The sequence below is a fragment of the Devosia sp. P2_G7 genome, from assembly GCF_056403495.1.
Genome location: NZ_JBFUFI010000008.1, coordinates 112,148 through 137,117, shown reverse-complemented (window position 1 = coordinate 137,117; position 24,970 = coordinate 112,148). Strand labels below are relative to the sequence as shown.

24 protein-coding genes and 1 tRNA gene are annotated in these 24,970 nt (G+C 66.3%); 13 read left to right on the top strand and 12 right to left on the bottom strand.

The window, feature by feature from the left end; all coding sequences use genetic code 11:
• Positions 1-21 precede the first annotated feature (21 nt).
• From AC1DWU_RS14640 to AC1DWU_RS14620, 5 genes are all read left to right on the top strand, one after another.
• Positions 22-570, top strand: coding sequence for a sigma-70 family RNA polymerase sigma factor (locus AC1DWU_RS14640; protein ID WP_477150729.1), 549 nt, complete (start codon positions 22-24; stop codon positions 568-570).
• Positions 567-1,277 (top strand): anti-sigma factor, encoded by a 711-nt coding sequence (locus AC1DWU_RS14635; protein WP_477150728.1) that lies wholly within the window; start codon positions 567-569, stop codon positions 1,275-1,277. The genes AC1DWU_RS14640 and AC1DWU_RS14635 overlap by 4 nt, the downstream gene beginning before the upstream one ends.
• 319 nt (positions 1,278-1,596) lie before the next feature.
• Entirely contained in the window at positions 1,597-2,160 is a 564-nt protein-coding gene (locus tag AC1DWU_RS14630) for a fasciclin domain-containing protein (protein ID WP_477150727.1), read from the top strand.
• A 148-nt stretch (positions 2,161-2,308) separates the two neighbouring features.
• Positions 2,309-2,812, top strand: a complete 504-nt coding sequence (gene msrB / locus AC1DWU_RS14625) for a peptide-methionine (R)-S-oxide reductase MsrB (protein WP_477150726.1) — start codon at positions 2,309-2,311, stop codon at positions 2,810-2,812.
• Positions 2,813-2,936: 124 nt separating this feature from the next.
• Positions 2,937-3,641: a type 1 glutamine amidotransferase gene (locus AC1DWU_RS14620; protein ID WP_477150725.1), complete on the top strand. Its 705-nt coding sequence runs from the start codon at positions 2,937-2,939 to the stop codon at positions 3,639-3,641.
• On the opposite strand, the gene yihA is transcribed toward AC1DWU_RS14620, so the two are convergent.
• The 5 genes from yihA to rpmH are packed head-to-tail and all read right to left on the bottom strand — an operon-like array spanning position 3,638 to position 7,448.
• Complete coding sequence (yihA, locus tag AC1DWU_RS14615; protein ID WP_477150724.1) at positions 3,638-4,288, bottom strand: ribosome biogenesis GTP-binding protein YihA/YsxC; 651 nt, start codon at positions 4,286-4,288, stop codon at positions 3,638-3,640. The genes AC1DWU_RS14620 and yihA overlap by 4 nt on opposite strands.
• Before the next feature lie 37 nt (positions 4,289-4,325).
• A complete protein-coding gene (locus tag AC1DWU_RS14610; RefSeq protein ID WP_477150723.1) occupies positions 4,326-5,027 on the bottom strand; it encodes a hypothetical protein in 702 nt (233 codons plus the stop codon).
• An 18-nt stretch (positions 5,028-5,045) separates the two neighbouring features.
• Positions 5,046-6,905, bottom strand: coding sequence for a membrane protein insertase YidC (gene yidC, locus AC1DWU_RS14605; RefSeq protein ID WP_477150722.1), 1,860 nt, complete (start codon positions 6,903-6,905; stop codon positions 5,046-5,048).
• Entirely contained in the window at positions 6,905-7,300 is a 396-nt protein-coding gene (gene rnpA, locus AC1DWU_RS14600; RefSeq protein ID WP_477150721.1) for a ribonuclease P protein component, read from the bottom strand. Before rnpA ends, yidC begins: the two co-directional genes overlap by 1 nt.
• Positions 7,301-7,310: 10 nt before the next feature.
• The gene (gene rpmH, locus AC1DWU_RS14595) at positions 7,311-7,448 is read right to left on the bottom strand and encodes a 50S ribosomal protein L34 (protein ID WP_477150720.1); all 138 of its coding nucleotides are present in this window, start codon (positions 7,446-7,448) and stop codon (positions 7,311-7,313) included.
• Positions 7,449-7,725: 277 nt separating this feature from the next.
• On the opposite strand from rpmH, the gene AC1DWU_RS14590 reads away from it, so the two are divergent.
• The 6 genes from AC1DWU_RS14590 (at position 7,726) to AC1DWU_RS14565 (ending at position 13,941) form a co-directional block, all read left to right on the top strand.
• Positions 7,726-9,159: a dihydrolipoyl dehydrogenase family protein gene (locus AC1DWU_RS14590; RefSeq protein ID WP_477150719.1), complete on the top strand. Its 1,434-nt coding sequence runs from the start codon at positions 7,726-7,728 to the stop codon at positions 9,157-9,159.
• Positions 9,160-9,219: 60 nt separating this feature from the next.
• On the top strand, positions 9,220-10,650 hold the full coding sequence (locus AC1DWU_RS14585; protein ID WP_477150718.1) for a sensor histidine kinase: 1,431 nt from the start codon (positions 9,220-9,222) through the stop codon (positions 10,648-10,650).
• A 102-nt stretch (positions 10,651-10,752) separates the two neighbouring features.
• A tRNA-Arg gene (locus AC1DWU_RS14580) sits at positions 10,753-10,829 on the top strand.
• 136 nt (positions 10,830-10,965) lie between these two features.
• Complete coding sequence (locus AC1DWU_RS14575; protein WP_477150717.1) at positions 10,966-12,048, top strand: type III polyketide synthase; 1,083 nt, start codon at positions 10,966-10,968, stop codon at positions 12,046-12,048.
• A 1-nt stretch (position 12,049) separates the two neighbouring features.
• Positions 12,050-12,760 (top strand): class I SAM-dependent methyltransferase, encoded by a 711-nt coding sequence (locus AC1DWU_RS14570; protein WP_477150716.1) that lies wholly within the window; start codon positions 12,050-12,052, stop codon positions 12,758-12,760.
• Positions 12,757-13,941 carry an NAD(P)/FAD-dependent oxidoreductase gene (locus tag AC1DWU_RS14565; RefSeq protein WP_477150715.1) on the top strand — a complete coding sequence of 395 codons (1,185 nt, stop codon included), beginning with the start codon at positions 12,757-12,759 and terminating at the stop codon, positions 13,939-13,941. Before AC1DWU_RS14570 ends, AC1DWU_RS14565 begins: the two co-directional genes overlap by 4 nt.
• 52 nt (positions 13,942-13,993) lie before the next feature.
• Here the strand turns inward: AC1DWU_RS14565 and AC1DWU_RS14560 are convergent, their stop codons facing one another.
• The 7 genes from AC1DWU_RS14560 to AC1DWU_RS14530 form a co-directional block, all read right to left on the bottom strand.
• Complete coding sequence (locus AC1DWU_RS14560; protein WP_477150714.1) at positions 13,994-14,761, bottom strand: GntR family transcriptional regulator; 768 nt, start codon at positions 14,759-14,761, stop codon at positions 13,994-13,996.
• A 7-nt stretch (positions 14,762-14,768) separates the two neighbouring features.
• Complete coding sequence (locus tag AC1DWU_RS14555; protein WP_477150713.1) at positions 14,769-15,656, bottom strand: carbohydrate ABC transporter permease; 888 nt, start codon at positions 15,654-15,656, stop codon at positions 14,769-14,771.
• Between the two features lie 7 nt (positions 15,657-15,663).
• A complete protein-coding gene (locus tag AC1DWU_RS14550; protein ID WP_477150712.1) occupies positions 15,664-16,608 on the bottom strand; it encodes a carbohydrate ABC transporter permease in 945 nt (314 codons plus the stop codon).
• Between the two features lie 62 nt (positions 16,609-16,670).
• On the bottom strand, positions 16,671-17,891 hold the full coding sequence (locus AC1DWU_RS14545; protein ID WP_477150711.1) for an ABC transporter substrate-binding protein: 1,221 nt from the start codon (positions 17,889-17,891) through the stop codon (positions 16,671-16,673).
• 51 nt (positions 17,892-17,942) lie between these two features.
• Positions 17,943-19,031, bottom strand: a complete 1,089-nt coding sequence (locus tag AC1DWU_RS14540; RefSeq protein ID WP_477150710.1) for an ABC transporter ATP-binding protein — start codon at positions 19,029-19,031, stop codon at positions 17,943-17,945.
• Between the two features lie 8 nt (positions 19,032-19,039).
• Positions 19,040-20,263, bottom strand: coding sequence for an enolase C-terminal domain-like protein (locus tag AC1DWU_RS14535; RefSeq protein WP_477150709.1), 1,224 nt, complete (start codon positions 20,261-20,263; stop codon positions 19,040-19,042).
• Positions 20,264-20,271: 8 nt separating this feature from the next.
• Positions 20,272-21,057 (bottom strand): SDR family NAD(P)-dependent oxidoreductase, encoded by a 786-nt coding sequence (locus AC1DWU_RS14530; protein WP_477150708.1) that lies wholly within the window; start codon positions 21,055-21,057, stop codon positions 20,272-20,274.
• A gap of 142 nt (positions 21,058-21,199) precedes the next feature.
• Between AC1DWU_RS14530 and AC1DWU_RS14525 the strand changes: the two genes are divergently transcribed.
• The gene (locus AC1DWU_RS14525) at positions 21,200-22,297 is read left to right on the top strand and encodes a lactonase family protein (protein ID WP_477150707.1); all 1,098 of its coding nucleotides are present in this window, start codon (positions 21,200-21,202) and stop codon (positions 22,295-22,297) included.
• A 45-nt stretch (positions 22,298-22,342) separates the two neighbouring features.
• Positions 22,343-24,967, top strand: coding sequence for a glycoside hydrolase family 38 N-terminal domain-containing protein (locus tag AC1DWU_RS14520; RefSeq protein WP_477150706.1), 2,625 nt, complete (start codon positions 22,343-22,345; stop codon positions 24,965-24,967).
• Positions 24,968-24,970 lie beyond the last annotated feature (3 nt).

Genomic DNA, 24,970 nt, shown 5'->3' with positions numbered 1-24,970 from the left:
GCCTTTGGCTAAGTTCGCGCCATGAGCAGCCCCGCGAGCGCCGAGATCGCCGACCTCATTGCCCGCATCGCGTTGCGGGATCGTGCGGCCTTTCGTGATCTCTACGACCGCACCAGCGCGAAACTTTTCGGCGTAACGCTGCGTATCCTCAAGGACAGAGCGGAAGCCGAAGAGGCGCTGCAGGAAGTGTACGTCAAGATCTGGCAACGCGCCGACCGCTATGTGGCGGGAGGTTACAGCCCGATCAGCTGGCTGGTGGCGGTCGCCCGCAACCATGCCCTGGATGCACTTCGGGCGCGAAAGCCGGTGAGCGATGATATCGACCTCGTGCTCGACCTTGCCGATGGTGGGCCTGATCCAGAACAGGCAACCATCGACAGTTCCGAGCGCACGCGCATCGACGGCTGCCTCGATGAGCTCGAGAGCGACAAGGCCGATTGTGTGCGCGGGGCCTATCTCGACGGCTTCAGCTACGAGGAACTGGCGACGCGCCACAGCGTGCCGCTGAACACGATGCGAACCTGGCTGCGGCGCAGCCTGTTGAAACTGAGAGAGTGCCTGTCGGCATGAGCACGGAAGGTCACAGCGGCGGTAGGGAAGACGACCAGGTCCTGGTCGCCGAATACGCGCTCGGCCTGCTCGAGGGCCCCGAGCTGACCGCCGTCGCGCATCGCATCGCCGCCGAGCCGAACCTCGCCATCGACCTCCGCCTGTGGCGCACCCGGCTCGCGACGCTCGACAACGAGTTCGCCGAAGTGACGGCGCCCGCCGGCGGGCTGTCCCGGCTGGAAACGCGGCTGTTCGGCGGCCAGCCGGAAGCGCGCGGCGGCTGGTGGAATTCGCTGGCGCTGTGGCGTGGCTTGGCCGGGGCAGCCGCCGCGGTCGCCGTGGTCGCCATCGGCGTCAACCTGTTGCAACCGCCACGGCTCGACCCGCAGATGTTCGCCAACCAACTGGTGGCTGCATTGAGCGAGCAGGGCAGCAATGTCAGCTTCGTCGCGCTCTACAACCCGATGACCGGCAGCGTCCGGCTCACCGCGCTGAGCGGCGATGCGGTGCCCGACAAGGACTACGAGCTCTGGGCCATCCAGGGCGCCAACGCCCCGATCTCAATGGGCGTGGTTCCGATGGGCCGCTCCGACATGAAGATGCCACCCATGCCCGGCGAGTTCGGCGAAGGCACCGTCCTCGCCGTCACCCTCGAGCAGAAGGGCGGTTCGCCCACCGGCGCCCCCCAGGGGCCCATCGTCGCCAAGGGCATGGCGACCGCGATCTGACCGGTCGCATCCACCAGCAGACGGCCCCCTTCCGGCCCCCCCATGAAGGGGGAGGTGCCGCATCGAGCATCGGGCACGACCGAACCACAGCCTCGACTCTTCACCTCCCCCTTCATGGGGGAGGCCGGGAGGGGGCCGTCTAGGCCAGCAACCCCTCCCGCGCGGCTACGAAAACTCCATCTAAGAAGTTTCGCCACCACCCCCAAATAATCCCGCCAGAAGCGAAATGTGATCCGAAACCGGCCGGAAGTTCCCTCCGTATCTCACGCTGTCCCGCCAAGAGAACAACGCGGACACTGCCAAAGGAAGGAACCAAACAATGAAGCTCTCCACTCTTCGCGCACTTGCCGTCTCGGCCATGCTGTCGGTCTCCGCGATCTCCGGTGTTGCCTTTGCCGAGAACCCGATGGTCGGCGGCGCGCCGATGTCGGAAACCAAGGACATCATCGACAACGCCGTGAACTCGGCCGATCACACCACGCTCGTCGCCGCCGTGAAGGCCGCTGGCCTGGTCGAGACGCTGAAAGGCGCTGGCCCGTTCACCGTGCTGGCTCCCGTCAATGCCGCCTTCGATGCGCTCCCGGCCGGTACTGTCGAGAACCTGCTGAAGCCCGAGAACAAGGACCAGCTGGTGAAGATCCTCACCTGCCACGTCATCGCCGCCAAGGCGATGTCGACCGACATCACCAAGATGGCGATGGACGATGGCGGTACCCACGAGGTCACCACGGTGGGCGGCTGCAAGCTGTGGCTGAAGGCCGATGGCGGCAAGGTCACAATCACTGACGAAGCCGGTGGCGTCGCCAACGTGACCATCGCCGACGTCGTCCAGTCGAACGGCGTGATCCACGTCATCGACAAGGTGCTTCTGCCCAAGATGTAACCTTCGGCACTGGCCCATCTGTCCGCCGCAAGATGGGCCTTGCCTGTTTCGTGTCCCGCTGGGTTTGCCTTGCGGGACACGAGCATTTGAATGCTCCTGGCCGACAGGGCGGATAAACTGCCGGCAACCGCTGAAAAGGCCTCATCCCATGCAAGTCGATCGCCGTACTTTTCTACTCGGCGGCACCGCCGTAGCCGCCCTCGGCGCGGCAGCGCTGATGTTCCGCCCGATGGGCGCCAGCCGCGCCGCGGAGGGCACTTTCGAAATCACGCTCACCGAAGAGGAGTGGAAGGCCAAGCTCCCGCCAAAGGTCTTCGAGGTGCTGCGCCACGAAGCCACTGAGGCGCCGGGTTCCTCTCCGCTGCTCAACGAGCATCGGGTCGGCACCTTCAACTGCGCCGGCTGCGAACTGCCACTGTTCGATTCCAAGACCAAGTACGAGAGCGGCACCGGCTGGCCCAGCTTCTATCAGCCGCTCGACAACGCCGTCGGCGAGGCCACCGACAACACGCTCGGCATAGCCCGCACTGAAGTTCATTGCCGCCGCTGCGGCGGCCATCTCGGCCACGTCTTCACCGACGGCCCGCAGCCAACGGGCCTGCGCTACTGCATGAACGGCCTAGCGCTGACCTTTACCCCCGCCGAGGGCTGATCCCGATCACCGAACTCTCCAAACTGGGGCTCGCACAGAAGCGCGGGCCCCTTTTTCTGCGCAACCCAGCCGCGCTGCCCGCCATCTTGCGTCCCCGCGCGAACCGATCCATTTCTCGTTCGCCATGAAGCTCACGATCATCCAGACCGGCGACGTCCCCGCCGCCCTGCGCCCCCAGTTCGGCGCTTACCCGCCAATGTTCAAGCGCATGTTCGACGAGGCCGGCCAGCCCTTCGAATACGAGACCGCGCCGGTCTACGACGGCGCCGCGTTCCCCGATGCGAGCAAGCTCGACGGCATCCTGATCACCGGCTCCGCCGCCGGCGTCTACGACGACTACGCCTGGCTCGATCCCCTGCGCGCCTTCATCCGCTCGGCCTACGCCGCCGATACGCCGATGCTGGGCATCTGTTTCGGCCACCAGATCATGGCCGACGCCCTGGGCGGTGACGTGCGCAAGTCCGAGAAGGGCTGGGGCCTCGGCCGCCACACCTACGAGGTGAAGGCGCGCCCCACCTTCCTCGCCACCGACCTGCCAACCCTCTCCATCGCCTGCTCTCACCAGGACCAGGTGATCGTCCCGCCAAAGGACGCGGAGGTGTTCCTCGGCTCCGAATTCACCCCGAACGCCGGCCTCGTCTACAAGAACGGCAAGGCCCTGAGCCTCCAGCCGCACCCCGAATTCCTCGACGACTACACCCTGGCGTTAGCCGAACTCCGCCGCGGCAAGGCACCGGACGAGGTGGTGGACACGGCGGTCGGATCGGTAGCAAAGCCGTCGCACAGCAAGGACGTTGCCGGCTGGCTAGGGGCGTTCCTCGCCCGCTAGTGCTCCATCAGCTGCCGGATCTCGGCCCGCAGCTGTTCCATGCCCAGCTTGGTCTCGCTCGACGTGAGGATCAGCTCGGGATGCGCCGCCGGGCGCTTGGCAATCGCCGCGCGCGTCTTGGCGAGGGCCGCGTCGAGTTCGGTCTTGTTCGGCTTGTCCGCCTTGGTGACGACGATCTGGTAGCTCACCGCCGCCTTGTCGAGCTCGTTCATCACTGAGGCGTCGTTGGCGTTCGGCCCATGGCGGCCGTCGATCAGCACATAGACGCGCCGGAGGTTCGGTCGGCCGGTGAGGTACTGGTGGATCAGCCGCGTCCACTGCTTCACCTTGTCCTCGGGCGCCTTGGCATAGCCATAGCCGGGCATGTCGACGATGCGGAGTTCGTCAGATTGGCTCTCGAAGATGTTGAGTTCCTGCGTCCGGCCCGGCGTGTTCGAGGTGCGGGCGAGGGCAGTGGTGCCGGTCAGCGCATTGATCAGCGACGACTTGCCGACATTGGAGCGGCCGGCAAAGGCAATCTCCATCCGGTCGGCCGGCGGCAGGTCGGCGATGCGCACGCACCCCTTGATGAAGACGAACGGCCGCGCGAACAACAGCCGCCCGGCCTCGATCTGGTCTTCGCTGAACTTTGCTTGTGTCTCGCTCATCGCCTTCCCATAGGGGAGGCGGCGCCGGAAGGGAAGGCTAGACCGGATAGCCGAAGGCGCGCTTCTCGAGGTCGCGCGCCACCAGCGCCTTCGAGAAAGCTGGCCAGTTGTCGACCTTGTCGGCGGCGGCCTTGATCCGGTCCTGCTTGGTGAGCCCGGCGACGGGAAGGCTCGCCGGCACCCGCAGCGTCACTCCGACCTGTGCCGCGGCAGCAGCGAAACGGCGCAGCGCCCATTCCGGTGGCTGGTCGAGATCGGTCTCATAGCGGAGGATCGGGGCTGGCAGGAACCGCCGGTTGAGCCAGTTGCGCCAGCGGTCGTACCAGCGCTCCTGCGCCTCCATCCACGCCGCGAAGTCGTTGGCATCGAGAGTGAGGCGGACGCCCGAGGTATCGACGCCCTGCCATTTGCCCAGCTCGATCGCCTTGCACCAGCTGACATAGGCATCGATCTGGCGGCGGACGACGAAGATCACCCGTGTGCCTGGGCGCGACAGCACCAGCTGCTCCACCGTCTCGGCTTCGAGTGTATCGTGCCAGAGCTTGAAGGTGAGGACCCGCTTGCGTTCGGCCTGCGCTTCGGCCGCCGCGCGCTCGAGCACGTTGTCCGGCTCGATGCGCTCCGCAAGGCTCTCGAACAGTTCGGGGAAGGTCTTCAACTCGGCGAAGTTGCCGCCGAGCTGCATCAGGTGGTTGGCCCCGGTGCGGGGCCCGGTGATCAGGCAGATGGTGTCCAGCACCTGATCACCCTTGTTGCGTCAGCTCGCCTTGCCGTCCGCGGCCTTCGGCTTGCGCTTGAAGGTGGCGGCGATGTTGCTGAGCAGGTTCACCTCGGCGCCGTGGCGCTTCATGATGAAATACTGCTGCGTCACCGAGAGCAGGTTGTTCCAGGCCCAGTAGATTACGAGGCCGGCGGGGAACGAGCCCAGCATGAAGGTGAAGATGATCGGCATCCAGTTGAAGATCATCGCCTGCGTCGGATCCGGCGGCGGCGGGTTGAGCTTCATCTGCACCCACATGGTGATGCCCATGAGCAGCGGCCAGACGCCGAGGTGCAGCAGGTTGCCGACGAACGGCAGCGTGGTGGGGTTCCACGGGATCAGGCCGAACAGCGTGAAGATGTTGGTCGGATCGGGCGCCGCGAGATCGACGATCCAGCCGAAGAACGGCGCGTGGCGCATCTCGAGCGAGATGAAGATGACGGTGTAGAGCGAGAAGAACACCGGAATCTGGATCAGCACCGGCCAGCAGCCGCTGAGCGGGTTGATCTTCTCTTTCTTGTAGAGCTCCATCATCGCCTGCTGCTGGGCAGGACGATCTTCCTTGAAGCGTTCCTGGATCGCCTTCATTTCCGGCTGCACGCGCCGCATCGCCGCCATCGAGGCGTAGGAGCGGTTGGCCAGCGGGAAGAACAGCGCCTTGACGATGACGGTCACCCCGAGGATCGCGAGGCCGAAATTGCCAAGGATGCCGTAGAGGAACTGGATCAGCTCGAACATCGGGCGGGTGATGAAGTGCAGCCAGCCCCAGTCGATCAGCAGCTCGAGCCGATCGAAGCCGTAATTCTTGTCGTAGGCATCGATGATGCGCGTCTGCTTGGCGCCGGCGAACACGAAGGACTTCGATTCGGCCTTGCCGCCCGCCGGCACGACCACCGGGGTGCTCTCGACGAAGCTGGTCTGGAAGATATCGAGCGCGCCGGACAACGACCGCGAGAAGCGCGCATTGAGCGGCTTGCCGGGTTCCGACAGCACGGCCGTCGCCCAGTATTTGTCGGTGATGCCGAGCCAGCCACCGGTCGGGCTGGTATAGTCCACCGGCTCGTTGGCCTTGAGGTCAGAGTACTTCTTCGACACTAGGTTGTTGGGTCCGAGCACGCCGAGCGGGCCTTCGTGCTGGACAAAGAAGTTCTGCACGTGCGGGATGCCCTGCCGCACGATGCGCGAGTAGGGGTAAAGCGCCACATCGCCGCCGGTCTTGTTCTCGACCGACTGGGTGATGGTGAACAGGTAGTTCTCATCGACGCCGACCGTGCGGCGGAAGATGAGCCCGGCGCCATTGTCCCATACCAGCGTCACCGGCGTCGCAGTCGTGACGGTCTGGTTGTCGCCCTCGACGGCCCAGACCGTGTCGGCGCCCGGGAGCACCGTGGTCGCACTGCCTACGGGCGCCCAGCCTTGCTCGACATAATACCCACCCGGCGCACCCGGCGGGATCAGCAGAGTGACGATCGGGGAGCTGGCGTCGACTGTCTCGGTGTAGCGCTTGAGCTGCAGGTCATCGAGGCGGCCGCCAGTGAGGGCGACCGAGCCGCTGAGCGCCGGGGTATCGATCTTGATGCGCGGCGTCGCGACCAGCGCGGCGTTGCGGTCGGCAAAGGTGGCATTGCCGACGCCCTCGCCAACTGCGGCGGGGGCCGTACCATTGGCTGCGGGCGTCGCGAGGCTGGTGTCCGTCGCGGCAGGCGCACCGGCCTGCTGCTGCGCCGCCTGCTCGAGGGCGGCGCGCTTCTGCGCCTGCTCCAGCTGTGGTCCGGCAATGAAGAACTGCCATCCGAACAGCACCACGACGCTGAGCACGATCGCAATGATCATGTTGCGGTTGTTTTCGGACTGCATCAGCTCTTCTTCTTCAGATGAATCTTGGAAATGGCGGCACCGAGGTCATCGACCAACTGGCCGTACGGAATGCTCAACGCCTCGCGGCGCCCGACGAGCACGTAGTCATGTTGGGGTTCGAACCCGCTGGCGCAAGCCTTGGCGGCCGCCCGGAGGCGACGGCGAATACGATTGCGCTGTGGCGAATTGCCCATCTGTTTGGTGACCGTGAAGCCGATACCCGGCTCCTCGAGGTCACGCGCGTTCGCCTGTAGCGAAAACGCAGAGCGCCCGACGCGCTTGCCTCGGGCGGCTCCCAGAAATTCGGACCGGTTCTTGAGGCGCCGCAAAGCGACCTCCTGCGGCAAAGCGCTTTCGTGCGGCAAAGCGCTTTCCTGCGGGTTGGCCGTGTTCACGGCCAATGCCTTAGGCCGAGAGCTTGGCGCGGCCGACAGCGCGGCGGCGGTTCAGGATCTTGCGGCCGTTCTTGGTCGCCATGCGGGCGCGGAAGCCGTGGCGACGGGTACGAACGAGTACGCTCGGCTGGAAAGTGCGTTTCGACATACGATCTGACCACGCCGGCGCGCGGTTCCTCTTATTCTTGACTGCAGCAAGGTGCTTGCCGGTCGAGCCCTCGAAAGGGCGCCTACGGCAGATTGGGGCGGCTTATAGGGAATTGGTTCGGTGAAGTCAACGCGACGGCGCTGCGGCAGAAAGGCTTTTCCGGGCGACGAAAACTGCCGATTTCCACACTGGCTTGATCTCGCCCACTATTGTCGTGCACGAAGCCGGTGATAATGAGGCGCGGGGCCTTAGTCCCCAAGGCACCGAGAGGGCGAGATTGGCCGATATCCTTACTCCCGACCTCTGCGTCATCGGGGCCGGATCGGGCGGGTTGGCGGTGGCCGAACTGGCCCGCGCCTATGGTGCCTCGGTGGTGCTGGTCGAGAAGGCTAAGCTGGGCGGTAACGCCCTGAGCCATGGCGCCATCCCGGCCAAGGCCCTCGTTGCTGCCGCAGCCCATGCGCAGGCGATGCGCGACGGCGCAGCTTTCGGCATCACCGCCGAGGACCCCAAGATCAATTTCCGCCGCGTTCACGATCATGTCGATCAGGTGATCGCCGCGCTGTCGCCGCAGAACGCCGCCGGTCGCCTCGAAGCGCTGGGGGTTGAGATCGTCCGCGGCACGGCGCGCTTCATCAACCGCCGCGCGGTGACGGTCGGCGACATCGAGATCCGCGCCAGGCGTTTCGTCATCGCCACCGGTGCGAGACTGCCCGTGCCGTCGATCCCCGGGCTCGACGCGGTCCCGTATTTCACCAGCGAGACAATTCTCGACAACACCCGAAAGCTCACCCATCTTGTCGTCATCGGTGGCGGACCGCTGGGGCTCGAACTCGCACAGGCCTATTGCCGGCTCGGCACCGAGGTCACAGTGGTCGAGAACGGCCCCATGCTCGCCGGCTTCGACCCCGAGCTTGCCGCGGTAGCGCTGAAGCGCCTGGTCGAGGAGGGGGTAAGCCTTCGTCCCCACGCCGTCGTTACCGCCATCCAGCCGCGCTCGCTGGGCATCGGCGTCGCCTTGCAGAACGGCGAGGTCGACCAATTGCTGGACGCATCGCACATCCTCGTCGCCCCCGAGCGCATCCCCAATCTCTCCGGCCTCGAACTCGACAAGGCCGGCGTCAAGATGAACAAGGCCGATCCGCGCTTGCCGCAGCTGTCGCGGGGGCTGAAGACCAGCAACCCGCGCATCTACGCAGTCGGCGATGCCGCCGGCGGCCAGTCGGTGCAAGCGGCGGTGCGGCAAGCCCAGATCGTCGTGCGCCACGCGCTACTCGGCGTCGTTGCGCTGCCGGACGCGCTGCGGGTGCCGCGCGTCGTCTCGACCGACCCGGAACTTGCCGAAATCGGGCTCAACGAAGCCCTGGCGCGGACCAGGCATGGCGTCAATTTCCGCGTCACCCGCTGGTCCTACGCCGACAATGACCGGGCCCGAGCCACACGTGAGACCTATGGGCTCGCAAAACTGATCACCGATCGCTCGGGCCGCATCCTTGGCGCCGGCGTCGTCGGAGCCGGTGCGGGCGAACTGGTCTCGATGTTCTCTCTCGCCATGACGGGGGGGCTCCCTGCCGGCAAACTCGCCGAACTCGTGGCCCCTTACCCCTCGTTTGCCGAGATCGTCGTCCGCCTCGGCGAAGAGTTCCGCCGCGGCGAGACGCAGAAGCCGCTGGTCAAACAGTGGATCAGCCTCAACAAGCTGCTCGGGTAAGCGGTACTTGTCGTGTGTTGCCGCTGGAAAGCGGCGCCTTTCCCCGCTAATCATCGATCAATGGCCACAGCAAACCGCGCGATGCCGGGCCCGTTTTCGGGGCTCTCCGTCAAGATCATCGCCACCCTCATCGTGGTGATCCTGGCGGTCGAGGTGGTGATTTACCTGCCGTCGGCTGCCAACTTCCGCCAGAGCTGGCTCAATGACCGGCTGCGCGTCGGCGTCGTCGCGGCGCGCGTGCTCGATGCAGTGCCCGACGCGATGAACCTGCCGCGCATGCTGACCGACCGGCTGCTGACCTCCGCCGGGGCGCTCGCCATCGTCTATCGCCGCGAGGGCCAAAGCCAGCTGATCGAGCTCGAGAACGTCACCATGCCGCGCGAAGCGGTGACGGTGGACCTGCGCCAGCGCGACCCGGCAACGCTGATCCTCGGTGCGCTGGAGACGCTGGTGCTCGGCTCCAACCGGACCCTGCGCATCGTCGGCGAGGAAGACGGCATGCCCGACCGGGTCATCGAGGTGCTGATGCCGGAGGCCCCGCTGCGGACCGAGCTGCTGCTCTATTCGCGCAACCTGTTCTTCCTGTCCCTGATCCTCGCCATCATCACCTCGGCGGTCCTCTACGTCTTCGTTTCGCGCATCCTGATCGCCCCGATCCGCCGCCTGACGGGCAACATGGTGGAGTTCTCCGAAGCGCCCGAGAATGCGGCGCTGATCGTCACCCCCAGCGACCGGCGCGACGAGATCGGCATCATGGAGCGCGAGCTGGCCGACATGGAGTCCGACATCTACTCGATGCTGCGCCAACGCCGGCACCTCGCCGACCTCGGCCTCGCCGTGGCCAAGATCAACCACGACCTGCGCAACACCCTGACCTCGGCACAACTGCTCTCCGACCAGGTGGCCAATCTCGACGACCCGAAGGTGCAGCGCCTGGCGCCGCGCCTGGTGCTGTCGATCGACAAGGCCATCGGCTTTGCCCAGTCGGTGCTCGACTACGGCCGCCAGAGCGCCACCCCGCCGCGCCCGGTGCCGGTTGACCTGCATTTGCTGCTCGATGAAGCGGCATTCGATGCCGGCCTCGTCGGCCACCCTTCGATCCGCTGGACCAATGGCGTGCCCGACGCCGTCTCGATCTCGGCCGACCCCGACCAGTTCGCCCGCATCTTCGACAACCTGTTCAAGAACGCCCGCGAGGCGCTGGAAGCCGCCGGCAGCAAGATCGAGGCGCCCTATGTCGAGGTAGACCTGACCGAGACCCCGGAATGGCTGACCCTGTCGGTGACGGACAACGGTCCCGGCCTGCCGCCACGGGCGCGCGAGAACCTGTTCGTCGCCTTCGAAGGTTCCGCCCGCGCCGGCGGCACAGGCCTCGGCCTAGCCATCGCCCGCGAACTGACCGAAGCGCATGGCGGCAAGCTCAGCTTCGTCGACCAGCCGGTGGGCACGCGCTTCGACGTAACGCTGCCCCGCGCGATCCGTATCGCCTGACTGTCACGGACGCGTCAAAATTGTCGTCGCAACCCTGCTTGCAATGCTGCGGAACGCAATGTATGGGTCACGCCGTCCGCCGGAACACTATCCCGGCCGTGCGCGCCCTTAGCTCAGCTGGATAGAGCACCAGACTACGAATCTGGGGGTCAGGAGTTCGAATCTCTTAGGGCGCGCCAATCCTTCACCCGCTGCTGATATTGCGTCGCGGTCGCCACCGGCCGGTGGAATAAACCGACACCGCGAGTGTTACCCCTGAGAGCCCAGGGGTAAGCGTCCGCTCCCCGGTCCCTTGGGCCTAACCAAGGAGCCGTGATGTCTACCCAGGTCTACGTGAACAAGATTTCCGCCGCGGTTCCCGACCACGACGTCCACCAGTTCTCGCTCGGTTTCGCGAGCTCGCAACTGGCCGACGATCCGCGCCGCCAGGCCATATTCAATCGCATGGCGACCAAGAGCGGCATCGAGCATCGTTTCGCCTGCTATCCTTCGGCCGATGACCCCAATGGCCCGACCGTCGACGCCGCCGGCCGCTTCCGGCGCGGTGCATTCCCGGGGACGGCGGTGCGCATGGACCTGTTCGCCGAGGCCGCACCCGCATTGGCCCAGAGGGCAGTGGAGGGGCTCAACCTTGGCGAAGATGCCGCGCGGATCACCCACCTCATCGTCACCACATGCACCGGCTTCTCCGCGCCGGGAGTCGACCTCGAAATCATCGCACGTTGCGGGCTGAACCCGTCGATCGAGCGGACGATCATCGGCTTCATGGGCTGCTACGCCGCGGTCAACGCGCTCAAGCTGGCGCGCCACATCGTCCGGTCCACTCCCGAAGCGCGGGTCCTCACCGTCAACATCGAGCTCTGCACGTTGCATCTCAAGGAAACCACCGATCTCGAGCGCTTGCTCACCTTCCTCCTGTGGGGCGACGGCTCAGCGGCGGCGCTGGTTACCGCCGAGCCGACCGGCATCGCGCTCGATAGCTTCCATGGCATCGTCGCGCCGGGCAGCCGCGACCTGATGACCTGGACGGTGCGCGACGACGGCTTCGATATGGTGCTGTCCGGCCAGGTGCCCGCTGCCATCCACGAGACGCTCGGCACCGGCATCTCGGATATCCTCGGCAATCGCGGGCTGAACAATGTTGACCTCTGGGCCATCCACCCAGGCGGCAAATCCGTGCTCGACGCCGTTGAGCGATCGCTTGGCCTCGACGGCGAAGCGCTGCGGCCGTCGCGCGAGGTGCTGCGCAAGAACGGCAACATGTCGTCGGCGACGGTGATGTTCGTGCTGGCGGACATGCTGGAACATCGGCAGGCGGACCAGATCGGCTGCGCTATGGCTTTCGGCCCGGGTTTGACGGCCGAGACCTTCATGTTCCACACCGCCGACGCTGCCTGAAATGGCCGGCGTCCTGGCGCAGCGCCGGCTCACGCCGGAACTGCTCGACCACCTGCCGCCGACCGACGCGCAAGCGATCGGGTCGCGCCGCGACTTGGCCTGGATCAATGCCATCATGTTCCAGGCCGCCATCATGTCCCGGCGGTTGCGCAAGGACCTGCAGAGGCCTCCGCGGCGGATCCTCGAGATTGGCTGCGGCGACGGCGCTTTCATGCTGGCGGTGGCGAGGCGGATGGCGCGACACTGGCCCGACGTGCAGGTCGTGCTTCTCGACCAGCAGGACCTGGTTCCATCTGAGCGGCGACGGCCGTTCGTCGAGCTCGGCTGGCGGGTCGACACCGTCACCTCGGATGCCTTGGCCTGGATGGAGCAGCGCCCGGCAGGGGAGTTCGACCTCGTCACTGCCAACCTGTTCCTGCACCACTTTGATGAAGCCCAGTTGACCCGGCTGCTGGCCGCCGCAAGGCGGCTGGCCCCGGCGTTCGTGGCGACCGAACCAAGACGCGGCGCGGTGGCGCTGGCGGCAACCGGACTGCTGCGAGTGATCGGGGCCAACGCAGTCACGCTGCACGATGCCGCCGTCAGCGTCCAAGCCGGCTTCGCGGGCCAGGAACTGTCCCGCCTATGGCCGGACGCCGACCGCATGAAGATTCGGGAACGAGCCGTAGGGCCCTTCACCCACGTGTTCTCAGCAGTAGAGGCCGCGCCGTGAGGTACGACGCCATCATCATCGGTGGTGGTCCCTCCGGCGCCTCGACTGCGATCGCGCTCGCTCGGCAGGGGCGCGCGGTCGCCATTGTCGAAAAGAGTGCCTTCCCGCGCAGCAAGGTCTGCGGCGAGTTCATCTCGCCGGTGAACCTCGCATTGCTCGACCGGCTAGGGGTCGGCGACAGAGTGCGCAGTCTCGCCGGGCCCGAGGTGCGGCGCCTCGCCCTGTTTGCGGCGGGGCGAGGTATCGAAGCCATGATGCCGCGGGCCGCGTCCGACGCGTTCGGGCGGGCGCTCGGGCGCGATGTGCTCGATACGCTGCTGCTCGAGGTGGCAGCCGAAGCGGGGGCGACGGTGTGGCAGCCCTGGCAGGCGGTTGCAGCGTTCCGCGATGGCGAGGATTGGGCCATCCGCATCGAAAGCGGTAGCGAGCATCACATCCTGACCGCCCCGGTGCTCATCGCCGCCCATGGGTCGTGGGAGCCGGGCGGCCTCCCAACTCAGTCGAAAAAACAGCACCGCCCCTCCGACTTTCTCGGCTTCAAGGCGCATTTTCGGGATTCGGCCCTGCCGCCCGATCTGATGCCGCTGCTGGCCTTTCCCGGCGGCTATGGCGGCATGGTCTGGGCAGATCAAGGCCGGATGTCGCTATCCTGCTGCATCCAGCGAGATCAACTGGATACCATCCGCGCCGCCAGTCGGCGCCTGTCTGCGGGCGAGGCGGTCCATCAGCACATCCTCGCCTCCTGCCCCGGCGCTGCCCTTGTCCTGCGTGATGCCAGTCTCGATGGTGCGTGGCTGGCGGCAGGCCCCATCCGCCCCGGCATTCGCGCTTGCTACGCGGCCGACATCTTCCGCGTCGGCAACGTCGCCGGCGAGTCCCACCCGATCATTGCCGAGGGAATTTCGATGGCGCTCCAGTCCGGCTGGCTGCTGGCATCGGAACTGGCCGGTGTTCGCACGTGGGACGAAGCCGGGCGCGAGCAGGCCGGGCAGCGCTATGCAGCCGCCTGGCACAAGCAGTTCGCCCTGCGGATCCTCACGGCATCGGCGCTGGCTGGCCTCGCTTCCCGGCCCATGACCGCCGGCCTGATGCGCCGCTTTGTCCGCACCTTCCCCGCGAGCCTGTTTTTCGGGGCCCGCCTTAGCGGCAAGGTCGCGGCAATACCAGGCCTCGGCGGATAACAGCCCGAACGTTGGGCACCATCCACGTGCCGATATCGTCGAAGCGCGGCCTCTAGTGCTCCGCCGCGGCGGCCACGCGCACGAAATACTCGGGGTGCGCCGAGCGGATGACGTCGAGTTCGCGCATCACCGAGACGAGGTGCACCGCCATGCTCTCGTCAGCGCCCTTGGCGTCGCCTGCCTGCAGGCGGGCGAGGATTTCCTCGTGTTCGCCGACGATGAAATACATGTGCTCCTGGCTGAGCAACGACAGCCGGCGGATGCGGTCCATGTGGAACTTCGCCTCGCGCACGTCGTCCCAGATCGTCTCGAAGCCGGCCGCCTTGGCGATAAGCGCGTGGAAGCGGTCATCCGACTTGAGGAAATCCTGGTCGTCGCCGAGCCCCGCGAAGGTCTGCTGCAGCACGATCTCGCGCTTCAGGAGCGCCGCAATCTCCGGTGTCAGCCGCTCGGCCGCGAGGCGGGCGAGGGGGCGCTCCAGCGCCTCGCGGATGAAACGCGACTTGGCGATCAGGTTCTCGCTGAGCGGCGACACCACGGTGCCGCGCTGTGGCAGGATTTCCACCAGCCCGCGCCGGGCGAGGCGGGCGAAGGCTTCGCGCACCGGGGTACGGCTGACCCCGAACTCGGCGGCGAGGCGGGCCTCGGACAATTCCTGGAACGGCTGCAATTGCATATCGAGGATCTGCTGCATCAGGTGCTCGTAGACCTGGCTGGCGATCGAGCCGCCATCCTGGCGCGGGCTGTAGACGCTGTCGCTCCCCAACTCCGCTGCTGCCGTTTTCGCAGCTGATATCGCCTTGGGCGCCTTCATTGCCATTTTGCCGTCATTTGGTCCCCAGCTGCAGTCCAGCCATGAAGTACTTCCTCAGGGCGATGAACAGCAAGACCGTGGGGATACTCGAAATCAGCGTCGCGGTAATCACCACGTTTGGCCCCAGCGTCGAATAGGTGCCCTGCAGCGACTGCAACGCCACCATGATCGAACGGACCTCGATGCCGTTGGCGAGAATTGAGGAGAACAGCAGGTCGTTCCAGATGAAGGTGAACTGCAACAGGAACAGCGCGATCAGCGGGCCCATAGCGTTGGGCACGATCATCGAGGTGAACACCCGCCATTCGCTCGCCCCCTCGATGCGTGCCGCCTCGTCGACCTCGCGGGTAATCGCCGAGAACGAGTTGCGCAGCACCAGCAGCGGGAACGGGATGCAGATCGCTACGTAGACCAGCAGCATGCCGAACCAAGTGTTGACCAGTCCAAGCCGCTGATAACCGAACAGCAGCGGCACCAGGTACATCTGGAACGGGAACAGCGTGCCAGTGAAGATCAGCATGAACCAGCCGTTCGAACCCAGCAGGTGCAACCGCGTCATGCCGTAGGCCGCCGCCGCGGCAAACGACACAGACAGCACCGCCCCGACCAGCGCATAGCTGAACGAGTTCATCGCCGCCTGGCCGAGGTTGGCGATCGTCCAGGCCTGCACCACGTTGTCGGCGAGCGGCGCGAGGCTGTCCGGCAGCTCGAGCACGCCCTTCTTGGCGTACTCTTCGCTCGTCTTGAAGATCGTGACGAACAGGTAATAGAGCGGCGTCAGGTAGGCGATGGTGAGCGCCAGGATCGGGACCACCAGCCAGCGGCCGCCCTGGCGCTGCGTGCGCTTCTCCTTCGCGATCAGGCCCGAGATGAACGCCTTGTCGGTGATATCGACTGCCATGATCTGCCTACCGGATGTTCTTGCTGACGCGCGCCTGCACCACGGCGAGCAGCGCGCTGACGGTGATCACCATGGCGCCCAGCACCACGGCGACTGCCGAGCCATAGGCCCAGGCGCCGTTCGAGAAGCTCTCGTAATACATGTAGACCGCCAGCGAGAGCGTGCGCTTGCCAGGGAACGAGGTCGCCATCACCCACAGCAGGTCGAAGGTGGTGAAGCCCGCCGCGACGTTGAGAATGGTCACCACCAGCACCGTCGGCAGCAGCAGCGGCCAGACGATGTGGCGGAAAATCTGGAAGTTCGAGGCGCCATCGACCCGCGCCGCCTCCACCGGATCCTTGGGGATCGCGGCAAGCCCGAGCAGCAGCAGCACCATGGTGATGCCGACGGTCTGCCAGACGAAGGTGACGATCACCGAGCCGGTGATGGTCGCCGGATCGTACAGCCAGCCGAAATCGAACGGTGTGCCGGTGATCCCGGAAACGGCTGAGTTGAGCACGCCGCGCGGCGCGTAGACGTAGTACCAGATCGCGGCCACTGCTGTCGGCGCCAGCACGCGCGGCAGGAAGAACAGGCTCTTGAAGGTTTCCTGGAACGGGATGTTGCGCAGCAGCAGCGCCAGCCCGAGGCCGACCGCCAACGGGAAGATGACGGCGCCCACCACCCAGACTGCGGTATTGGACAGCGCTTCCGAGAAATACGGCAGGCGGAACAGCCGGGCGTAATTGTTGAAGCCGGCGAACTGGTCGAGCCCGGTGAACTTCTGCCACTTGGTAAAGCTGAGAATGACGTTGAACACCACCGGGGTGAGCAGGAACAGCGTCACCATGATCACCGCCGGCGCGATGAACAGCCAGGCGACGCGCGTCTGCTGCCAGGCGACCCGCCGTTCCCGCCGGCGCGCTTCCTTCAACACTTCCGGCGAGAGCAGGGCCGAGGCGGTGGCGATCATCTGAGGCGCTCCAAACGGGGTGCCGGCCGCGCCCGAGAGCGCGACCGGCGGGAGGAACTGGCTTACTTGCTGGCCCAGTAGTCGGCGTTGATGGTCTGCATGGTCTTCATCGACTCGGCCGCCTGCTCGGGGGTCGGGTTGAACATGAAGGCACCCATGGCAGCGACGAGGTCGCCCTGGATCTGCGACGGCACGGCTTCCCACCAGCGCACCAGGGCGCGCGGCTTGGCGGCAGCCACCATGTCCTTGTTGGCCTGGATCGTGGCGTTGGGCGCTGCGGCCTTGAGGTTGCCGTTGTAGACCTGGATCTTGGTGCCGAGCGCGTTGGAGGCGTCGACGCCCATCATCGACTGCACGGCCTTGGTGAGTTCAGGGTTGGCATCGAGCGCCGCCTTCGAGACGACGATCGGCGAGGCCTCGACGATTACCGACTGCTGCACGTCCGGCGACAGCGACGGCATCAGGAAGGTCTTGAAGTCCTTGCCCGGCTCCATCCCGGCTTCGGCGAACGAGCCCGAGTGCCAGTCGCCAATAAGGTACATGGCGGCCGTGCCGTCGACGAAGAACTTCTGGTCGTCCTGCTCGCGCGGGTCGGTGAAGTAGCCCTTGGCGTACATGTCGCCCCAGACCTTGAAGGCGTTCTGCACGGCCGGGCCGTCATAGGGCACGGTGCCGTCGGTCAGCCCGACAAAGGCGTCCGGATCGCCGCCGAGCACCAGCTGGCTGAACCAGATGAACGGCATCCAGCCGCCCGAGGTCGGGCCGTTGAACGGGGTGTAGCCCGCCGCCTTCAGCTTGTCGGCGTCGGCCATCAACTCTTCCCAGGTGGTGGGAGGCGCTGCGATGCCGGCCTTCTCGAACGCTGCGGTGTTGTAGAACACCACCCAGTTGGCGACGTTCAGCAGCACGCCGTAGGGCTTGCCGTCGACGCTGACCAGCTCGCGCTGCGCTTCCGAATAGTCGCCGTTGGCGATGGCCGCGTCCCAGTTGGCGCTGAGGTCGGCGGGAATGCCCGTCGCCACCAGGTCGCTCAGCTGCTGGCCGTTCCACCAGGTGAAGAACGCCGGCGCATTGTTGCCGGCGATCGAGGTCTGCATGTACGCCTGATACTTGTCGGTCGGCGTGATGTCCTGCACCGTGACCTTGACGCCCGCGGCGGCGCCGGCAGCGTCCATCATCGCGGTAATGCCCGGGTTCCACTCGGTCTTGTCCGAGTTGAGGATCAGGTCCTGGGCCTGCGCGGCGCCGGCTGACACGAGGGCAGCTAGGCCCACGCTAGTCATAGTCCTCATAAACGACATGTCTCTCTCCCTTGTCGTTGTTCCCGCTGCCCCTTAGCGGAGCAGCGAATTCTGGCTTCCGTTGTCGAAGACGTGGACGCGCGTGCCGTCGATGCGGAACCGCACCGACTGGTTCGGCTCGAGCGCGCGCGGGTGCTGCATGCGTGCGACGATCTCGGTGCCACCGAGGTCGGCAAACAGCAGGCTTTCGTTGCCGAGCATCTCGGCGAAACTCACTTCGGCGCTGAAATCGGCGCCAAGGTCGGGTCGAGTGCCGTGCCCCTCGGGCACGATGTCCTCGGGCCGGATGCCCAGCGTCACCGCCGTGCCCTGGGCGGGGAGGGCGAACCGATCCGCGGGCACCGGGATATCGAGCCCGGCCGCCCGGATGGTGTTGCCCGGGCCCACCTCAGCCTTCAGCATGTTCATCGACGGCGCGCCCATGAACCCGGCGACGAACATGTTCGCCGGCCGCTCGAACACCTCGAGCGGCGTGCCGATCTGCGCCACCCGGCCGTCGTTCAGCACCACGATCTTGTCGGCCAGCGTCATCGCCTCGACCTGGTCGTGCGTCACGAACACCACGGTCGCGCCGAGCTGGCGCTGCAGCCGCTTGATCTCGATGCGCGTCTGGTTGCGGAGCTTGGCATCGAGGTTCGACAGCGGCTCGTCGAACAGGAACACCTTGGGCTCGCGCACCATGGCGCGGCCGATGGCGACGCGCTGGCGCTGCCCGCCCGAAAGCTGCGACGGCCGGCGATCCATGTAGGGATCGAGCCCCAGCATCTTGGCCGCCTCGCCGCGCCGCCGGGCGATCTCAGTCTTTGGCACGCCACTGATGCGCAGCCCGAAGCCGAGATTGTCGGAAACGCTCATGTGCGGATAGAGCGCGTAGGACTGGAACACCATCGAGATGCCGCGGTCGCGCGACGGCAGGTCGTTGACCGGCTTGCCGTCGATCTTCAGCTCGCCATGCGAGATGGTCTCGAGCCCGGCAATCATCCGCAAGATCGTGGACTTGCCGCAGCCAGATGGCCCGACCAGCACCACGAAGGTGCCGTCCTCGATGTCGAGGTCGACGCCCTTGATGGCGACGTACTCGCCGTAGATCTTGATGATGTCCCGGAGGGTAACGGTTGCCATGGCGCCTCTTATCGTCCGGCTGGGTCGGCGTAGCGCATCTCGGGCTGGATCGAGTACCAGTCCGGGCGCTGCGGATCGCGGTCGTAGGTGTAGCCGCCGACCTCGCGGTAGTAGGCGGCGTACTGGGCGAGCTTGTCTCGATCGACCTCGACGCCGAGGCCGGGGCCCTTGGGCAGCGCGATCTCGCCATCGACGTATTTGAGCTTCCCGCCCACGATGATGTCGTCGAGCAGGTGGTGGTAATGCGCGTCGGCGGCAAAGCTCATGTTGGGCAGCGCCGCGCCCAGGTGCAGCATCGAGGCGAGCTGGATGCCGAGTTCGCCCGACGAGTGGACGCTGGCGCCGAACTGGAAGGTCTCGAGCACTTGGCCGGCCTTGTAGGCCTGCCGCAGCCCGCCCCAGAACGTAGTGTCGAGGAGGATCACGTCGACCGCGTCGTGCTTGATGCAGGCTGCGAGCTGCTCGAAATTGACCACCACGGTGTTGGTTGCGGTCGGGATCGAGATGCGTTCACGCAGCCGACGCATGCCCTCGAGGCCGAAGCACGGGTCCTCGAAATAGTCGTTGCGGATGTGCCCAATCTCTTTCGCCACCCAGATCGACTCTTCCACCGACCACACCGAATTGGGGTCGAGCCGGAAGCGGTCACCGGGCAGTGCGTCGGCGATGGCCGAGAACACCTCGACATCGTGCTCGGGGGCGAACACGCCGCCCTTCAGCTTGTGCGACTTGAAGCCGTGCAGTTCCTTCTGGCGCTTGGCCTCGGCCACCAGCGCCTCGGCCGAGAACTCGTCGCCAAAGCCGTTCTTCTCGTTGCCGTAGCGATAGAACAGGTAGCTGGCGAAGGGGATCGACTCGCGCAACGCCCCGCCGATCAGGTCGCAGGCGCGCACGCCCAGCGCCTTGCCGGCCACGTCCATGCACGCCATCTCGAGCGCCGCATGCACCTGCATGCGTGAATTGTAGAGGCTGGCCACCGGGTTCATGATCTTCCAGCGCAGCTGTTCCAGCTGCAGCGGATCATGCCCTTTGAGGTAGGGCAGGAGGCCCTTCACCGCGTTCTCGGCGCTCTCGCCGCCGCCGCCAAGTTCACCCCAGCCGGAGATGCCCTCGTCGGTCACCACCTCGACGATGGTGCGCACGAACCGCCCCCAATGGGCGCCCGACGCGTGCCGCAGCGGCGCCTCGAGCGGCACTGCGACGGTGGTGGCCTTGATGTCGACGATCTTCATAAGTGGTCTCAGCTTTTTCGGGGAGCGCCGGGGATGCGCGCCAGCATGCCGCCATCGACGCGCACGGTTTCCCCGGTCATGAACGAGGCCTTGTCGGAGAGGAGGAACGCGATCACCTCGGCGATCTCGCGCGGCTGGGCGCGGCGGCCGATCGGGTGCATCGCGTCGATCTCTTCGTCGAGCGCGGCAGGGTTGGGATCGAGATTGATAGCCCAGCGCAGCATCGGCGTTTCGACCGAGCCTGGCGCCACGCCGAGGACGCGCACGCCATTGGCGGCTTCATCCATCGCCATGCCGGTGACGAGGCCGATCAGCCCGTGCTTGGCGACGACATAGGCCAGCGCACCCTTCTGTGCCGCCATGCCCTGCACCGAGGCGGTCAGGACGATCACGCCCTTGTTGCGCCGCAGCTCAGGCATCGCCGCTTTGGCGACGTAAAAGCCACCGGTGAGATTGGTATCGAGCGTCTTGGCCCACAGTTCGGGCGTGGTCGAAACCGCGTCACCGTAGGTCTGGATGCCGGCGTTGTGGGAGACGCCGCCGAGCCCGCCGAAACGGTCCACCGCGAGCTTCACCGCGGCCTCGCAGTCGGCAAGATTCGAGACTGAACCAACCTGCACCGCATGCTTGCCGCCGAGCTCTTTCGCCGTCGCCTGCAGCGCCTCGGCGTTGAGGTCGAACAGCACGAGATCGCGTCCCTCAGCCGACAAGACCTCAGCCACGGCGCGGCCAATGCCCATCGCGGCGCCGGTCACCAGCACTGTGTTCGCTGCGGTTTTGGCTGTGTCGTTCACCGGCATCGTCCTCCCTTGCCAAGACGTTGTAGGTCTACCATACTAGTTGTGTCAATCGCCATCGATCCTGTATCCAAACGACAGGGTTGGCAAGCGCCGGCAGGGCGCAGGGGCGATGGCTGAGGAAAAAGGGAGGGAATAGTTGGCGGTCTACGCATTCACCGGGAGCCTGACGCGCCCGATGCCGCAATACGGCGCGGCCAACGGGCAGGGCATCACGCGGCTCGCGTTCGACGAGCAGGCGGGCCGACTCAGCGCCCTCGATCTCGTCGGGGGAGTCGACGACACCGCGTGGCTGGTGACCGATGCGGCGCGCGGCCGGCTGTACTCCACCTGCGAGATCACCGGCACCCGCGAGAGTGCGATTGCCGCCTACGCGGTCGAACCCGGCGGGCTCCGGCTGATCAACCGCCAGCCGACGCTTGGCAACGAAGCCTGCCACGCCAACCTCTCATCGGACGGCAAATTCCTGCTGGTCGCCAACTACAACGGCGCCAACCCGGCGGGCTGGCCGGACCATTCCGTCAGCGTCTTCCCCATCGCCAGTGATGGCTCTCTGCGCGCAACTGTTGCCAGCGTGCGCCACCAAGGTAGCGGCCCAAACGCAGCACGCCAGACAACCGCACACGCACACTGCGTCGTGCCGGCTCCATCAGGCGACATCGTCTACGTCGCCGATCTCGGCATCGACAAACTGGTGGCGTACCGCCTCGGAGCCGACGGTAGTCTGACGCACGAACCGGTACGCGACTTCACCCTGCCGCCCGGCCTTGGCCCGCGCCACCTAGTGTTCTCTGCCGATGGCCGATCCATCTTCATGGTCAGCGAGCTGATCCCCACCGTCGTCAGCCTCGCAGTCGACCCGGACGCGGGCGCTCTCACCCAGCGGGACGCCTTCTCGATCCCCTCGCTCGACGGCGGCATCGTGCAGCCGGCAGGCATCCTGCTGACCGCCGATAACCGGCATCTTTTCGTTGGTCTGCGCGTCTGCAACGAGATCCTCGGCCTCGCAATCGACGCCACTACCGGCGAGCTTACCCAGACCGGCCGCTGGCCCAGCGGCGGCGCCACGCCCCGCGATTTCGCCTTCTCCCCCTCGGGCAAGCACCTCGTCGTCGCCAACCAGGATTCCGACCGGCTGACGGTGTTCGCCGTCGACCAGTCGTCCGGCATCCTCTCCGAGCCCCTCCAGCATTTCGATGTCGGCACGCCGATGTCGGTCAAGCTCGCCGCCTTCTAGGCGGTCCACTCCTCCCAATCTCAACCCGATGATCCGAGCCACCCGATGATCAAAGAAATCCTCTTCGTCCATCACAGCCACACCGACATTGGCTACACCCACCCGCAGCCGGTGGTGATGGAACTGCACCGCCGCTTCGTCGACGAGGCGCTCGATATCGCCGAGCGCACGCAGGACTACCCCGATGACGCGAAGTTCCGCTGGACCTGCGAGGTCACCGGCGTGACCGTCGACTGGTGGAAGCATGCCTCGAACGCCGATCGCGACCGCTTCATGGCGGCGGTGAAGCGCGGCCAGTTCGAAGTGGCCGGCATGGGCTGGCACATGACTCCGCTGATGGACCACTCGATGGTGGTCGACGTGCTGCGCCCGGTGAAGTTCTTCCGCGATCTCGGCATTCCGGTGCGCTCGGCCATGAACACCGACGTCAACGGCCTGCCCTGGGGCGTCGTCGATGCGCTGCTCGACCACGGCATCACCGGCGTCTCGATGGCCATCAACGAGCACTACGGCCACGCCCTGAAGCCGTGGCCGCGGGCCTTCAACTGGGAAGCCCCCGGCGGTCGCACCATCACGGCCTATAACGGCTTCATCTACGGCGTGACCTCGGACCGCAGCCTGCGCATCCCGCTCGACATGGACGAAGCACGTATGCGTGTCCCGAGCTGGGCCAAGCGCTTCGAGGACGACGGCTACCCGCATCCGTTCCTGATGATGCAGATCACCAACATCCGCTACCACGACAACGGTTCGCCGCAGGCCGCGCTCCCCGATTTCATCCGCCGCTTCAACGAGGGCAACGCTCCGTCGGGCGGCATCAAGCTGCGCTTCGGCACCCTCAGCGAGTTCTTCGACCGGGTCCGCGCCCAGCCCAAGGACAGCCTGCCGACGCTGCGCGGCGACTGGACCGACTGGTGGAATTTTGGCGCCGGCAGCACGGCGCATGAGACGGCGCAGGCGCTTCGCGGCCAGCGCGATCTTGATGCAGCCCTCGCCGGCGAAGCCTGGCACCCGGGCGAGGAGCCACGCCGCCGCGCCATGCTGCACGATGTCGCCCGCAACGGCCTCGCGCTCTATGCCGAGCACACCTGGGGCGCCGATCGCTCGATCAGCCACCCGTATTCACCCGAGACCCGCACCCAGCAGCTGCTGAAGCTGGTCACCGCGGCCGAAGGCGCCAGCGTCGCCCGCATGCTGCGCCGCGATGCCCTGGAGCAGCTGGCGATCGACGCCGGTGGAGATGATCCGACCCTGCTGGTATTCAACCCGCACCCGTTCCCGGTCACCCAGTCGCTGCGGCTGCCCTACCTGCCGCCGCTTGCCGGGGCCCCCGACCCGAAGCGCGGATTCGGCCTCGAGGACCTGGTACCGACCGGCCCGTCCTCGCATCGCATCCAGCGGCAGGACGTGGTGATGTCGGACCTGAGCGACGAACGCGCCTACTGGACCAGGCCGATCGCCGTCCCCGCGCTGTCCTACGTGACGATGCCCGCCGAGGGTGTCGTGCCCAACGACAACGGCAAGCTCTCGGCCAAGGACGGCGTGCTGTCCAACGGCCGCCTCACCGTGACCCTCGACCAGCAGGGCGGCGGCGTCACCTCGCTGAAGCTCGACGGTGTCGAGTATGCCGGCGCTGCCGCCGAGAACCTGAAGTTCGGCGTGCCGGTACTGGAGCGGATCGCTTCCGGCATCCGCACCGACATGTTCGACGTGGTCGAGCTCGAGTCGCCCGATTGGCACAAGGCCTGGCACCTCGACTGGAAGGCCAGGCGGGACGTGCCGGCCAAGGTCGCCAGCACCAGCGCAATCGTCGAGCGCGGCAGCGCCAAGATCAGCCAGTCGTTCGAGCTGGCCAATGGCGACAAGGTCGAGGTGATCTACCGGCTGCTCCCCGATGACGTGGCGCTGTCGATCGACGCGGTGGTCACCAAGCTCCCGCTCTCCGAAGCCCACTCGATCTACCTGCCGATGCCGGCAGCGCTCGGCAGCGGCTGGGACGTCGACTACGAAAGCGGCGGCGCGGTGGTGAAGCTCGATGACGAGCAACTGCCCTACGCCAGCCGCCACTACATCACCACGCAGCGCTTCATCCGCATCGGCGACAGCCAGCGCGAGTTGACCGTCGCCTGCCCGGATGTGCCGCTCTGGCAGATCGGCGGCTTCACCTTCGGCCGCTTCGGCGATCCCGATGGCCGCGTCGTGCGCGAGAACCCGACGCTGCTCGCCTGGCTCACCAACAACTACTGGAGCACCAACTTCCAGGCCGACCAGGGCGGCGAAACCCGCTTCCGCTTCTGGTTGCTCCCCGGCGCACGGCAGGAGCTCGGCAATTCGGTGCAAGGCGCGCTGGCCCGGGTCCAGCCGCTGGCGGCCCACGTCTACGCCGAACGCGGCGCGGTGAAGTCGACGGCAGCCAGCCTACTCAACCCCGACCTCGGCCCGCTGCTGCTGACCCGCATCGAGGCCGACGGCAACGGCGTGGCACTGACCCTGCTCAACCCGGGCGGCGATACGGTTGAAGCGAGGATCGGCGCCGGCACGCTTGTCCCCGCCAAGGCCAATCGCACGACACTCTCCGGCGAAGTGCTGGAAGCACTGCCCGCCAATGGCGAAGTCCGGCTGAAGGTCGCCCCACGCGCCTGGACCCGCGTCGCCATCTACCCCGCATAAGCC